General features: G+C 69.3%; 12 protein-coding genes. 5 read left to right on the forward strand and 7 right to left on the reverse strand.

The window, feature by feature from the left end:
* Nucleotide 1 precedes the first annotated feature (1 nt).
* A complete protein-coding gene (locus C5E05_RS09245; RefSeq protein WP_258064829.1) occupies nt 2-730 on the forward strand; it encodes an L-ribulose-5-phosphate 4-epimerase in 729 nt (242 codons plus the stop codon).
* Nucleotides 727-2,244 carry an L-arabinose isomerase gene (gene araA / locus C5E05_RS09250; protein ID WP_104341760.1) on the forward strand — a complete coding sequence of 506 codons (1,518 nt, stop codon included), beginning with the start codon at nt 727-729 and terminating at the stop codon, nt 2,242-2,244. The genes C5E05_RS09245 and araA overlap by 4 nt, the downstream gene beginning before the upstream one ends.
* A 144-nt stretch (nt 2,245-2,388) precedes the next feature.
* Here the strand turns inward: araA and C5E05_RS09255 are convergent, their stop codons facing one another.
* On the reverse strand, nt 2,389-3,324 hold the full coding sequence (locus C5E05_RS09255; RefSeq protein WP_104341761.1) for a LysR family transcriptional regulator: 936 nt from the start codon (nt 3,322-3,324) through the stop codon (nt 2,389-2,391).
* 101 nt (nt 3,325-3,425) lie between these two features.
* On the opposite strand from C5E05_RS09255, the gene C5E05_RS09260 reads away from it, so the two are divergent.
* Together C5E05_RS09260 and C5E05_RS09265 are read left to right on the forward strand one after the other, a co-directional pair.
* Nucleotides 3,426-4,529 (forward strand): PrpF domain-containing protein, encoded by a 1,104-nt coding sequence (locus C5E05_RS09260; RefSeq protein WP_104307728.1) that lies wholly within the window; start codon nt 3,426-3,428, stop codon nt 4,527-4,529.
* A gap of 47 nt (nt 4,530-4,576) precedes the next feature.
* On the forward strand, nt 4,577-5,863 hold the full coding sequence (locus C5E05_RS09265; protein WP_104341762.1) for an SLC13 family permease: 1,287 nt from the start codon (nt 4,577-4,579) through the stop codon (nt 5,861-5,863).
* An 83-nt stretch (nt 5,864-5,946) separates the two neighbouring features.
* Here the strand turns inward: C5E05_RS09265 and C5E05_RS09270 are convergent, their stop codons facing one another.
* From C5E05_RS09270 to C5E05_RS09295, 6 genes are all read right to left on the reverse strand, one after another.
* Complete coding sequence (locus C5E05_RS09270; protein ID WP_104341763.1) at nt 5,947-6,543, reverse strand: DUF1349 domain-containing protein; 597 nt, start codon at nt 6,541-6,543, stop codon at nt 5,947-5,949.
* 132 nt (nt 6,544-6,675) lie between these two features.
* Complete coding sequence (locus tag C5E05_RS09275; protein WP_104239947.1) at nt 6,676-7,518, reverse strand: ABC transporter ATP-binding protein; 843 nt, start codon at nt 7,516-7,518, stop codon at nt 6,676-6,678.
* Nucleotides 7,518-8,612, reverse strand: coding sequence for an iron chelate uptake ABC transporter family permease subunit (locus C5E05_RS09280; protein ID WP_104341764.1), 1,095 nt, complete (start codon nt 8,610-8,612; stop codon nt 7,518-7,520). The genes C5E05_RS09275 and C5E05_RS09280 overlap by 1 nt, the downstream gene beginning before the upstream one ends.
* A complete protein-coding gene (locus C5E05_RS09285) occupies nt 8,609-9,688 on the reverse strand; it encodes an iron ABC transporter permease (protein WP_258064825.1) in 1,080 nt (359 codons plus the stop codon). Before C5E05_RS09285 ends, C5E05_RS09280 begins: the two co-directional genes overlap by 4 nt.
* Before the next feature lie 7 nt (nt 9,689-9,695).
* A complete protein-coding gene (locus C5E05_RS09290) occupies nt 9,696-10,640 on the reverse strand; it encodes a siderophore-interacting protein (protein ID WP_104341766.1) in 945 nt (314 codons plus the stop codon).
* Entirely contained in the window at nt 10,637-11,755 is a 1,119-nt protein-coding gene (locus C5E05_RS09295) for an ABC transporter substrate-binding protein (RefSeq protein ID WP_219819516.1), read from the reverse strand. The genes C5E05_RS09290 and C5E05_RS09295 overlap by 4 nt, the downstream gene beginning before the upstream one ends.
* A gap of 160 nt (nt 11,756-11,915) precedes the next feature.
* On the opposite strand from C5E05_RS09295, the gene C5E05_RS09300 reads away from it, so the two are divergent.
* Entirely contained in the window at nt 11,916-12,677 is a 762-nt protein-coding gene (locus C5E05_RS09300; RefSeq protein WP_104341768.1) for a hypothetical protein, read from the forward strand.
* The last annotated feature ends 332 nt before the right edge of the window (nt 12,678-13,009 follow it).

Raw genomic sequence — 13,009 nt, forward strand, 5'->3', positions numbered from 1 at the left:
CATCCAGACCTCCGGCACCACGCCCGTCATCACGCCTGAAACTCAGACGAGCATCGACAGGGTCCGCGCCGAGGTCGCCTCGCTGCACGACGAGCTCGTCCGCTACGGACTCGTGGTCTGGACGGGCGGCAACATCTCCGGCCGCGTGCCGGGCACGGAGCTGTTCGTCATCAAGCCGTCCGGCGTCAGCTACGACGAGCTGAGCGCCGACAACATGATCCTCTGCACCCTCGACGGCGAGGTCGTGCCCGGCACTCCAGGCTCAGATCGCTCCCCCTCGAGCGATACCGCGGCGCACGCCTACGTGTACCGCAACATGCCAGAGGTGGGCGGGGTCGTGCACACGCACTCCGACTACGCCGTGGCGTGGGCGGCGCGGGGCGAGCCCATCCCGTGCGTCATCACGGCGATGGCGGATGAGTTCGGCGGGGAGATCCCCGTGGGCCCGTTCGCGATCATCGGCGACGACTCGATCGGCCGCGGCATCGTCGAGACGCTGCGCGGGCACCGCTCGCGGGCCGTGCTCATGAAGAACCACGGGCCGTTCACGATCGGCAAGGACGCCCGCGACGCCGTGAAGGCGGCCGTCATGGTCGAGGACGTCGCCCGCACCGTGCACATCTCCCGGCAGCTCGGCACTCCGAACTCCATCCCCCAGCAGGCCGTCGACTCGCTGTTCGACCGCTATCAGAACGTCTACGGACAAGACCCGACAGGAGCCCTCAGTTGAGCGCACTCACCACTTCCTTCGACGCCGCCGAGATCTGGTTCTTCACCGGCAGCCAGGGCCTCTACGGCGAGGAGACGCTGCGCCAGGTCGCCGAGCAGTCCCAGGCCATCGTCGACACCCTCAACGAGTCGCCGAACACGCCCGTGAAGATCGTCTGGAAGCCGGTGCTCACCGACTCCGACGCCATCCGCCGTGCGGCCCTCGAGGTCAACTCGAACGACAATGTCATCGGCATCGTCGCGTGGATGCACACCTTCAGCCCCGCGAAGATGTGGGTCCAGGGCCTCGACACACTCGCGAAGCCGCTCCTGCACCTGCACACGCAGGCCAACGTGGAGCTGCCGTGGGCGGACATCGACTTCGACTTCATGAACCTCAACCAGGCGGCGCACGGCGACCGCGAGTTCGGGTACATCCAGACCCGCCTCGGCATCCCTCGCAAGACGGTCGTCGGCCACGCGTCGAGCGCGAGCGTGACGCGGCAGATCGACAGCTGGTCGCGCGCCGCGGCCGCCTGGCAGGCCGTGCGCACCATGAAGCTCGCCCGCTTCGGCGACAACATGCGCTTCGTCGCCGTCACCGAGGGCGATAAGACGGAGGCCGAGCTGCGCTTCGGCGTGCAGGTCAACACGTGGGGCGTCAACGAGCTCGCCGAGGCCGTCGCCGCGGTCGACGACGGGGCGGTGGATGCGCTGGTCGCCGAGTACGAGGAGCTGTACGACGTCGCCCCCGAGCTGCGGCGCGGCGCCGAGCGCCACCAGTCGCTGCGCGACGGCGCGGCCATCGAGCTCGGCCTGCGCTCCTTCCTCGAGGCCGGCGGCTTCAGCGCGTTCACGACGAGCTTCGAGGACCTCGGGGCGCTCAAGCAGCTCCCGGGGCTCGCCGTGCAGCGCCTCATGGCCGAGGGCTACGGCTTCGGCGCCGAGGGCGACTGGAAGACGGCCATCCTCGTGCGGGCCGCGAACGTCATGGGCGCCGGCCTGCCCGGCGGGGCGAGCCTCATGGAGGACTACACGTACGACCTCACCGAGGGCAGCGAGCTCATCCTGGGCGCGCACATGCTCGAGGTGAGCCCCTCCCTCACCACCGCCAAGCCGAGCCTCGAGGTGCACCCGCTCGGCATCGGCGGCAAGGAGGACCCCGTGCGCCTCGTCTTCACCGCCGACCCGGGCCCCGCGGTCGTCGTCGCGCTCAGCGACATGCGCGACCGGTTCCGCCTCGTCGCGAACGTCGTCGAGGTCGTGGAGCCCACCGCTCCCCTGCCGAAGCTGCCCGTCGGCCGCGCCGTCTGGAAGCCGGAGCCCTCGTTCGAGGTGTCGGCCGCAGCCTGGCTCACCGCCGGCGCCGCGCACCACACGGTCATGTCGACCGCCGTCGGCATCGACGTGTTCGAGGACTTCGCGACCATCGCGAAGACCGAGCTGCTGCGCATCGACGCCGACACCACCCTGCGCGAGTTCAGCAAGGAAGTGCGCTGGAACCAGGCCTACTACCGCCTCGCGCAGGGGCTGTAGACCCGGCGGTTCTCGACCGACCTCGGTGCCGCCGCGGCTCTTCGCGGCGGCACCGAACGACGACCACGAGGTGGCGCCGCTCTTGTTCGGAGAGGGCCAACGGCGCCACCCCGTGGCACCTCTCCTCGGCATGCCGCGCCGCGGTCACACCCGTTGGACCTGGCCCCGCTGCGCGATACTCCGCGCCGCGTCGTGGATCGCCCGCGAGATGGCGTACATCGCCGGCGTGTACTGCCGCCGCGCGAGCGACGCGATCGTGATGGAACGGGACGGCACCTCGTCGCGACCGGCGAAGCGGACCATCCGCACGTCCGGCCGGTGGTGCGCGATCGCGAGCTCCGGCACCATCGCGATCCCCACACCGGCCGCCACCATCGCCTCGATCTCCTGATAGTCGTGCGCCTCGTAGACGACTCGCGGCTCGAACCTCGCCGTCGCGCAGGCTCGGAACAGCACCTCCGAGGCAGGATGCCGGTCGTTGCGGATGATCCACTGGGCGGAACGCAGGGACCTCACGGTCACGTTGTCCTCGATCTCGGAGTCGGCCGCGACCAGGAGCACCGTCCGATCCGTGGCGACCGGCACGAGCGACAGCGACTGCTCGGCCGCCTCCGTCCAGGCGTAGCTCCACATGAGCGCGAGCTCCACCTCGCTGCTGTGCAGCATCTCGACGAGCCGCGGCCGAAGCGCTGACCGCACCTGCACGGTGATGCTCGGCTGCGAGTGATGGAAGCTCTTGAGCGCGTCGGAGAGCAGTGACGCGCTCACGGTGGGGAACGAGCCGAGGCGTACGGTGCCGCGCTCGAGGCCTCGAAGCGCCTCGAGGTCGCCCCTCGCGGCCCGCATCTCTCGCCGGAAGAGTCTCGCGCGCTCGACCAACACGGCCCCCGCCTCCGTCACCTGCACACCCCGGGGGAGGCGGACGAGGACGGGCTGGCCGATCGACTTCTCGAGCTTGGTGATGCGCTGCGAGGCGGCGGACACCGTCATGTTCGCGCGCTCGGCTCCCGAGGTGATGCTGCCAGCATCCACGACGTCCAAGAGCAGGGACAGCGTTGCGGCGTCGAAGAGGTCCGACATGACTCACCTTTCAGTTTGGCTAAAGCCGAGCGTAGCAACATTCAATTTACGTGAAGCCTTTCGCTTCCTAGCTTGGAGGGAGTCAGACGAAAGGCTCCACGATGCAAACCCCAGCAACCCTCATGCGAGGCGGCACCAGCAAGTGCTGGATCTTCGATTCCCGAGATGTCCCTGCGGACCGAGCGGCGCTCACCGCACTGCTCGTCGACACGTTCGGCGCAGAGGACCCGCGGCAGCTCGACGGCGTCGGCGGCGGCACCTCCGTCACCTCGAAGGCCGCCATCGTGTCGAGGAGCGCCGACCCCGCCTTCGACATCGACTACCTCTTCGCGCAGGTCGCCGTCGGCGAATCCGTCGTCGAGTGGGGCAGCAACTGCGGGAACTGCGCCACCGCGGTCGCGCTCTGGGCCGTCGACACCTTCGACCTCGCACACGGGGCGCCGAGCACGGAGGTGCGGATGCGCAACCTCAACACGGGCGCAGAGGTGACCGCTCGGGTGGACACCGAGGAGCACGAGGCGACCGTGAGCGTCCCCGGCGTCCGGGGAGCCGGCACCGCCGTCGACCTCGCCTTCATCAACCCGGTCGGCTCGACCACGGGAAGCCTCTGGCCCACAGGCAACCACCGAGACGAGCTCACCGTCGACGGACTCACCGTGGCGGTCTCGATGGCGGATGCCGGAGCCCCGGTCGCGCTTGTCGAGGCAGACTCGCTCGGCGTCTCGGCCGCCGCGACCGAGGAGCAGGTGCGCCAGTACGTTCCGATGCTGCGCAAGATCCGCGCCCGCACCGCCGTGGCGATGGGCATCGCACCCTCCATCGACGAGGCCTTCGACGCGATCCCGAAGGTCGGCATCGTCGGCCCGCCCGTCGACTACGTGACGTCGCTCGGGGAGCCGGTCAGCGCCAACGACTACGACGTCTCGGTCCGCATGCTCTCGATGAACAACCCGCATCCGACCATCGGCCTGACCAGCGCGGTGGCCATCGCCCTCGCGACGACCGCCACCGACTCGGTCCTCGGACCAGTCGGCCAGCCGGCGGATGCTGCGTCCTCCACTTCGGCCCTCGACGTCCGGGTGATCACCATCGGCACGCTCGGCGGCACCCTCCGCTGCGAGGTCGAGATCTCCGCGGACGGCTCACGCGTCCTCCTGCGACGCGCTGCCCGCCGGCTCGCCGACTCGCAGCTCTACGTGCGGTGAGCACGCCCCCACTGGCATATTCTCCATCCTGATCCGAAAGCGTGACAATGTCGTCCACTGAAATCCTTCCTCTCATCGCACTGATCGCGATGTTCGTGATCGCCACGATCTTCCCCATCAACATCGGCTTCCTCGGGTTCGTCGGAGCCTTCGCCGTCGGAGCCATCTACCTCGGCTTCGACGACAAGGAGATCCTGTCCGCGTTCCCCGGCTCGATCGTGCTCACGATCGTGGGCGTCACGTACTTCTTCGGCATGGCCAAGAAGAACGGCACGATCGACCTCTTGGTCAACGTGTGCATCCGCGCAGTGCGGGGCCGCGTCTCCCTCATCCCCTGGGTCTTCTTCGCGGTCGCATCGTTCCTGACCGCGCTCGGCACGTTCAGCCCGGCCGCCGTGGCCCTGATCGCACCCGCCGCGATGACGTTCGCAGCCCGCAGCCGGATGAGCCCGCTGGTGATGGGCATCATGACCATCAACGGCGCCCACGCCGGGGCGTTCTCGCCGATCTCGGTCTCCGGGATCATCGTGCGCGACCTCGTCGAGGGCAACGGACTCGCCATCGAGCCCTGGTCGCTCTTCTTCGCCAGCTACGGCATCAACACCCTCCTGTCGATCCTGACCGTCGTGGTCTACGCCGTCGCGAGCCGAGTGCGCACACTCGAGTACACGGCGACCGGCTCCATCACCACCGCCGGCGCCCACGACATCGACGACGAAGGCCCTTCGAAGGCGAACCGCGTCCAGGCGCTCACGCTCGCGCTGATCGCCGTGATCCTGGTCCTTGTCCTGGTCTTCCACCTGCCGATCAGCTTCATCGCCATCGCGGCGGGCGTCGTGCTGGCCTTCACCGATCTGAAGAAGCAGAGCGACGCGATCGCCGGCATCAGCTGGTCCACCGTGCTCCTGGTCTCCGGCATGATCACCTACGTGTCGATCCTCCAGGAGCTCGGCACGATCGACCACCTCGCCGACATGGCCCTCCTCATCGGAGCTCCGATCGTGGTCGCGCTGGTGCTCTGCTACGTGATCGGCCTGACGTCCGCCTTCGCCTCCTCAACTGCCCTCCTGACGGCGATCATCCCCCTGGCGATGCCGCTGCTGGAGATGGGCGCGCTCCCCATCGTGGGAGTCGTCGCGGCCCTCTCCATCTCGGCCACCGTCGTCGACGTCTCACCGTTCTCCACGAACGGCGCGCTGGTGCTCGCGAACGCGCAGGGCATCGACCGCCGCGTCTTCTACAAGCATCTGCTGCTCAACGCGGTGGCCGTCGTCGCGATCGCCCCGCTGCTCTGCTGGCTGATCCTCGTCATCGTCCCCAACGCGGTCGGGTAGCTCTGCCCACAGAAGAACACGGCCCGCAACAGAGCACGGCCCGCTGCCGCATCCCGAGACGGGAGCGCCAGCGGGCCGTTGCCTCACGGGTGCAGCGAGTCGTCCGCCCGCGTCGTCCGCCACGAGGTGAAGTGCACCACCAGGCCGCTCCGCGACGGCGCGCAGCAGAACGGGCCGGCCGCGACGCGCGCATCGGCAGCCAGCGGTGCCACTCGAACGAGGCGCCACGGCTCGGCGTCCACCCGGGCGCGGATGGTGACGGCGTTGCCCTCCCGGCTCGCGCGCACCGCGACACGGCGGCCACCCCACTCGGGCACTGGAGCCAGCGACCAATCCGACTCGGACCTGGTGACCACGGCCCCCAGCTGCTCCTGCCCGTCGCTCAGCTCGATGCCGGCCTTGATCCAGGTCTCGTCGTCGACCCTGAGGAAGATCCCAGCCTGGTCGAACTGCTCGGTGAAGTCCACGATGAACTCCACCTCGACGGCGGAATCCTGCTCGAACGGACGCAGCAGCGCGTGCTCGGTGTCGTGGATGAACCCGTAGGACGTGGTGCGCCACGCGTCGCTGCCCTCGACGGCGGTGACGCGGAGCCCGTCCTCGCTCGCCTCCGCGGCAACCGGCTCGTTGGTCCAGTGACCGTCACCCCACGGGATGCTCGTCGCGTTCAGTTCCGTCATCATCGACTCCGTTCAGCTCGGCTCGGTTCGGTTCGGGGCGGCACGCGCAGCCCAGGTCGAGCGTGCGCGCCATCAGGTCGTTCCGCAGTCCATCATCGCTGTCGAGCGCACTGCCCTGCCGAACCGCTCCCCTTACTCCGTCCACACCCCTTCGCGCGGAATCACGAGCGGCGTGCCGGTCTCCGGGTCGTCGATGATGCGGCAGGGCAGTGAGAAGACGTCCTCGACGAGCTCTGCGGTGAGCACCTCGCCCGGTTTGCCCTGGGCGACGATCTCGCCGTCGCGCATGACCACGAGGTGCGTCGCGAAACGGGCCGCCTGGTTGAGGTCGTGCAGCACGGCGACCAGCGTGCGCCCCTCGCCGCGGAGCCGCCGGAACAGCTCGAGCAGCTCGTACTGGTGGGAGATGTCGAGGAACGTCGTGGGCTCGTCGAGCAGCAGCACGGGTGCTTCCTGCGCGAGCGCCATCGCGACCCACACGCGCTGCCGCTGACCGCCGGACAGCTCGTCCACGAACCGCGACGACAGCGCATCCACCCGCGTCGCGGCCATCGCGTCGGTGACGGCGCGCTCGTCGGCCTCCGACCAGCGGTCGAACATGCCCTGGTGCGGGAACCGGCCCCGCGCGACGAGGTCGGCGACCCGGATGCCCTCAGGGGCGAGCGACGTCTGTGGCAGCAAGCCGAGGCGCTTCGCGACGTCCTTCGTCTTGAGTGTGAAGATGTCGCTGCCATCGAGCAGCACACTGCCGTCGCTCGGTTTGAGGAGCCGGGCGAGGGCCTTCAGCAGCGTCGACTTGCCGCACGCGTTCGGCCCGATGATGACGGTGAACGAATGCGCCGGCACCTCGAAGTCGAGGCCCTCGATGATGGGCTGCGCGTCGTAGCCGACGTGCACGGAGGTGGCCTTGAGCTCAGCCGCGACCAGGCCCGTCGCAGGGCCCGCCAGGCTCGCTGTATCCGCTTCGATCGTCATCACTGACGTCCCTTCTTCGTGGTCTGCTCGTGCACGAGCAGCCAGGCGAGGTAGATGCCGCCGACGCAGACGGTGAGCACGCCGACTGGGAGGTCGACGAGCTGCGCGACGAGGTCGGCGGAGACGAGGAGGAGCGCGCCCACGAGCGCCGACGGCAGGAGCTGCAGGCTTGCACCCTTGGTCAGCCGGCGCGCGATCTGCGGGGCGGCGAGCGAGATGAACGAGATGGGTCCGGCCGCTGCCGTGACGAGCGCCGTCAGCGCGACCCCGACGAGGGTCGAGAAGGCGCGCGTGCGGTTCGCGTGCACACCGAGCGACAGCGCCGCGTCGTCACCCACCTCGAGCGCCGCGAGCGGACGCCCGAGGAACCCGCATCCCACCACCAGCGCGGCGAAGATGAGCGTCGCCGGCAGCAGCTGCGCGTAGCCGAGCGCGCTCAGCGAGCCGGAGCCCCAGACGGCGGCGAGCATCGCCTGCTCCTGGCTGACCCGCATCATCATGAGCGCGTTGAGAGACGCGAGCATGGCGCTCGCGCCGATGCCCACGATGATGAGCCGGAACGGACGGAGTCCCTTCCGGTAGGCGAGCAGGTAGACGGCCGCCGCGACGACGGCCCCGCCGAGCAGGGCCCCCGCTCCGATGGCGTAGTACGAGGTCGAGCCGATCCAGAGCATCACGATGATCGCGCCCGTGTAGGAGCCCGTCGAGAAGCCGATGATGTCAGGCGAGCCGAGCGGGTTGCGGGTGATCGACTGGAAGATCGCGCCGCTTGCGCCGAGCGCGAGGCCGGCCAGCACGGCGAACAGGAACCGCGGGAGGCGCCACTCGAACACGACGAGCCGATGCGCCCTCGATGCATCCGAATCGAAGAGCGCCGTCAGCACCTCCCAGGGCGAGAGGGCGAGCGTGCCGTAGCCGAGCGAGACGACGCCGAGCGCCAGCACGGCGACGACGATCGCGCCGCACACGACGACCGCGCGGCGGCGGTGGAGGTTGGAGAAGCGGCCGAAGCGCACGGCGTAGGTGCGGTCGCCGAAGTCGATGCCGCGGGCAGCAGTTGCGGCGACGGCGGTTCTCTCACGTGTCGCGGTCATAGTCCGCTCACCTTCTTGCGGCGCACGAGGCCGATGAGCACGGGGGCTCCGATGATCGCGGTCACGAGCCCCACCCGCAGCTCTCCGGACGGCAGCACGATGCGGCCGAGAATGTCGGCGGCCAGCAGCAGGATGGGCGATATGACGATCGACATGACGATGATCCAGCGCTGGTCGGGCCCGACGAACCAGCGCACGACGTGCGGCACCATGAGGCCGACGAAGCCGATCGGGCCGGCGATCGCGACGGCGGTGCCAGCGAGCAGCGTCACGGCGATGACCACGAGCACTCGGGTCGAGCGGATGCGCACCCCGAGCGAGGCTGCGAGCTCGTCACCCAGCGACAGCGCGTTGAGGGAGCGGGCGCAGAACAGCGCGAGCACCACCCCGACGATGATGAGGGGCAGGCACGTGAGCACCACGTCCATCGACCTCCCGCCGATGGACCCGACCCCCCAGAACCGGGTCACGTTGAGGGCGTCGATGTTCTTCAGCACGATGGCCGAGGTGAAGCCGCCGAGCACGGCGCTGATCGCAACGCCCGCGAGCGTGAGGGTGAGGGGCGTCGCCTTGCCGCCGCCGACCGAGCCCATGGCGTAGACGAGCATGGTCGCGAGGAACGCCCCGATGAGCGCGAACCACACGTACTGGCCGGGGGCGGTGAAGCCGAAGAGGCCGACCGCGAGCGTCACGACGAAGCTCGCGCCGGCATTGACGCCGAGGATGCCGGGGTCGGCGAGCGGGTTGCGGGTGAACGCCTGGATGAGGGCGCCGCACAGCCCGAGCGCGGGCCCGACGACAAGCCCCACGAGGGTCCGCGGGATGCGCAGGTCGAGCACCATGACGTGCTCTTCGGTGGCGCGCGAGCCGAGCAGGCCCTCCCAGACCACCTCGGGCGAGATGGCTCGCGCGCCGACGAAGATGCTCAGCACGACCGTGCCGACGAGCACCGCGAGGGCGATGACAAGCGCGAGGGTGCGCTTGGCGTTGCTGCTCGCCAGGCCGCTCCCGCTCGGGTCCCGGGGGTTCGAGCGAGCCGCCCCGACGCTCGGACCCGCCGTGCTGATCGTCGCCACGGCGCTGCTAGAGGCCGACCGAGGCGTAGATGCGGAAGACCTCGTCCATGCGGGTCTCCTCATCCATCTCCGGTTCGCCGTCGCCGGTCTCGCCGTAGAGGTCCATGATCTGCTGCTTGATCGACTCGTCGAGCGCCTCCCACTTGGCCGACCAGGCCTCGACCTCGTAGGTCCAGTAGCCGACGACCTTGTACGCGGAGCCGGGGAGGCCGAGGGTGTGGCGGAGGTGGCTGCGCACCTCTCGTGTGACGCGCGTCTCGCCGGCCACCCACACGTAGACGCTGCCGTCGTTCGGGATGTCGAGGCGGCGCACGGCCTCGACGAGGCGGCTCGGCCGGTGGCCGTTGCCGGAGCCGCGCACCCAGTGCGCCGCCTTGAGCTCGACCGACGGGAGCAGCTCGTAGCCCGCATCCCGGATCTCGCAGACGATCTCCGTCTCGACGTGTGGCGTCAGCTCGGCGATGCGCAGTGCGGCAGGCAGGGCCGGCTCGTCGCAGATGAGCACCTGCTTGGTGACACCCTCGGGCAGCGCGTACAGGTCGCGCGGCGGGTTGATGCCGAGTACGTAGCCGGGCTTCGCGCCGAGCACCCACGTGCTCGCGATCCCGCCCTCGTGCACGACGAAGTCGATGTCGATCTCACCAGGCCGGTGGTCGCGGATCGTGTACGTGCGCATCTGCGATGGCTCGACACCCTCCTCGTAGTCCCAGCCGCGGCCCGAGACGAACGGCAGGCGCGGCTCGAGGTGCGCCTCGTCGGGGAAGAAGAGGCGCACGTACTCGTCGCCGATCCCCGTCGTGGGGTAGTCGAGCAGGTCGTCGCCGCCGAACGTGACCCGCAGCATCCCGGGACCAAGCTGCCGCACGCCCGTCACGACGGCGCGGTGGATGCGCTCGACGTAGCCGCTTCCTGCTGTCTCAGATTCGGTTCCGGCTTCGGTGAGGGCGGTCATTCCGCGCCTCCGACTCCGTTGCCGTCGATGGCGGAGTTCAGCATGGGAACGAACTCGTCGATGGCCCACGGGATGGAGAGGGGCGTGGGTGCGTTGGTCGCCATGGCGAGCGGCTCGCTCTCGAGGAACAGGTAGTGGCCGGTGGCAATGGGCTCCCACAGCTTGAACGTGGGGTGGTTGAGCGTGTAGTCGAGCTCTTCCTTGCTGTTCGACCAGGCGACGAAGATGTCGGCGGGGATGGTGTCGAGCTCCTCGAGGCTCACGGCGCCGTACCAGTTGTCGCCCTCGACGGTGCCGAGCACCGTGTCCATGGCCGGGGTGTTCTTCAGGCCGAGGTCGGTGAGGAACTGCACCCGCAGGTCGCTCGGGATGTAGATGCCGGCCTCCGTCGCCCCATCGCTGAGGGTGAGCCCGTACGCGAACGTCGTGTCGGCGAACCGCGGGTTCTCCTCCTTGACGGTGTCGAGCTGGCTCTGCGTCTCGGCGATGATCTCGTCGGCCTTCGCGGGCTGGCCGAGGCTGTCGCCGACGATCTCGACGAGCGACTGCCACGACTCGGAGGCCCACGGCTTCTCGGGGTACGCGACCGTCGGGGCGATCTCCGTGAGGCGGTTGTACTCGACCTCGGTGAGCCCGGAGTGCGGGGCCAGGATCACGTCGGGCTCGAGCGTGAGGATCTGCTCGAAGTCGAGCTCGTTCGCGTCGTTGTAGTTGAGGATCTCCGGCATGGTGCCGCCCAGCTCCTCGACCTCCGCGCGGAACCACGGCGAATAGCCTCCCTCGTCGCCGCCCCACGTCTCGGGAATCCCGACGGGCACAGTGCCGAACGCGGCGACGACGTCCTGCGTCGCCCAGCCGATCGTCACGACCCGCTCTGGTGCTTCCGAGATCGTGGTCTCGCCGAAGGCGTGGGTCATCGTGACGGGCAGGGCACCCTCCTCGGCCGCCGTCGCTGTCACTCCGTCAGCCGCTTCGGCGTCACCGGATGCGCAGCCCGCGAGCGCGAGGACCGCGACGGTGGCCGCGGCGAGCGCTCCGGTCCAGCGGCCGTGCGCCGAGCGTCGCGGCGCGAGACGGGATGAGGTGGACAAGCGACGGGTGACAGCCGAGGTCAAGGTGGCTCCATTCGACAGAAGTGCAGACGCTAGAGGTAAGGCTTACCTCAGAACACACCGAGCTTACGGAGGCGGCGTATCGCTTCGCGGTCACTCGGCATCGCATTCCTGCCACCTCGGGCGTCGCGCGGGTGCCCTCTCGCCGCGCTACTCTTCGAAGGTGAATCAAGACGAGCTGTTCGGGGGGCTGCTCGCCATCTTCGTGCTCGCGGCCATCGCGATCGGTGCGATCGTCGTGTTCGGCGATCTCAGCATCCGCCCCCGCCCGAAGCGCCTCCCGCTCTGGCAGTACACGCACCGCGTCATCGGCAGGGACCAGCCGTTCGTCACCTCGAGTGGGTCGTTCCCGGCGAACGAGCAGCGCCTCTGGGAGCTGTGGGTCGAGAGCCACAAGCCCGGGAAGCTCGTCGCCGTTCCCGTCGAGGAGCAGGCGCCAGCCCCGGCCACCGTCCCCGCCGAGGGCGACACCGATAGCGGGGACGAGACCGGGGCCGACGGTTCGCCAGCCAAGCCAGCAGAGCAAGCAGAGACGCGTCAGCTGCGGGTCTCCAGGGTCTCCCGTGAGCTTCGCTCCGTGTATCCGCTGGCCCTGGTGGGCTTCAACGCCTACTTCGAGGACTACGAGAAGAGCGAGTTCCCCGTCGGCCTCATCGTGCGCGGCAGCGATGGCGTCGCGATGATGACCCTCACCGCGGACGACGTCGTCGCGTTCGACGAGCGGGGGCGCAGGCTCTGGTCGAGCCGCTGGGAGCGCCTCATCTTCTCCAACGCCCACGACCTGCTCCTGTACAACGGGCACACGCAGATCCGCATCGACGACGAAGACCAGCGCGACCTCGTCGAGGCGCTTGTCGTCAAGTACGGCCGACTCGAGCAGATGCACTTCCTGCCGGGCCCCCTGCGCCGCGACACCGAAGACTGACGTCGAGCCGGGCCACTCCTGGCGCTCGCCTCGCCCCGCCGCACGTCCGCCCCGCCCCGCCACTCTTCCGTTTCGGGATGGCTTCCACGCCTGCGGATGGGTTGCAACCCATCCCGAGGCGAGCAACCCATCCCGAGAACCGGAGTTTGGGCGAGATACCGCGCAGAATCGAGCGGAAACCTGGGGCTAGAGCGAAACGCAGAGCAGCGCAGCAGCGCCGGAACGCCGGAACGCCGGAACGCCGGAACGCCGCGTCTCCGAACCTGGGGTCCGTTTCGAGATGGCTTCCACGCCTGCGGATGGGTTGCAACCCATCCCGAGGCGAGCAACCC

The sequence above is a fragment of the Pseudoclavibacter sp. AY1H1 genome (genome assembly GCF_002931055.1).
In the GTDB taxonomy this organism is placed as follows: domain Bacteria; phylum Actinomycetota; class Actinomycetes; order Actinomycetales; family Microbacteriaceae; genus Pseudoclavibacter.

What these genes read in the sequence shown, in the direction of transcription:
- C5E05_RS09255 (WP_104341761.1), bottom strand. Translation starts at nt 3,324, where the DNA reads ATGTCGGACCTCTTCGACGCCGCAACGCTGTCCCTGCTCTTGGACGTC.
- C5E05_RS09260 (WP_104307728.1), top strand. Translation starts at nt 3,426, where the DNA reads ATGCAAACCCCAGCAACCCTCATGCGAGGCGGCACCAGCAAGTGCTGG.
- C5E05_RS09280 (WP_104341764.1), bottom strand. Translation starts at nt 8,612, where the DNA reads ATGACCGCGACACGTGAGAGAACCGCCGTCGCCGCAACTGCTGCCCGC.
- C5E05_RS09290 (WP_104341766.1), bottom strand. Translation starts at nt 10,640, where the DNA reads ATGACCGCCCTCACCGAAGCCGGAACCGAATCTGAGACAGCAGGAAGC.
- C5E05_RS09275 (WP_104239947.1), bottom strand. Translation starts at nt 7,518, where the DNA reads ATGACGATCGAAGCGGATACAGCGAGCCTGGCGGGCCCTGCGACGGGC.
- C5E05_RS09265 (WP_104341762.1), top strand. Translation starts at nt 4,577, where the DNA reads ATGTCGTCCACTGAAATCCTTCCTCTCATCGCACTGATCGCGATGTTC.
- C5E05_RS09270 (WP_104341763.1), bottom strand. Translation starts at nt 6,543, where the DNA reads ATGACGGAACTGAACGCGACGAGCATCCCGTGGGGTGACGGTCACTGG.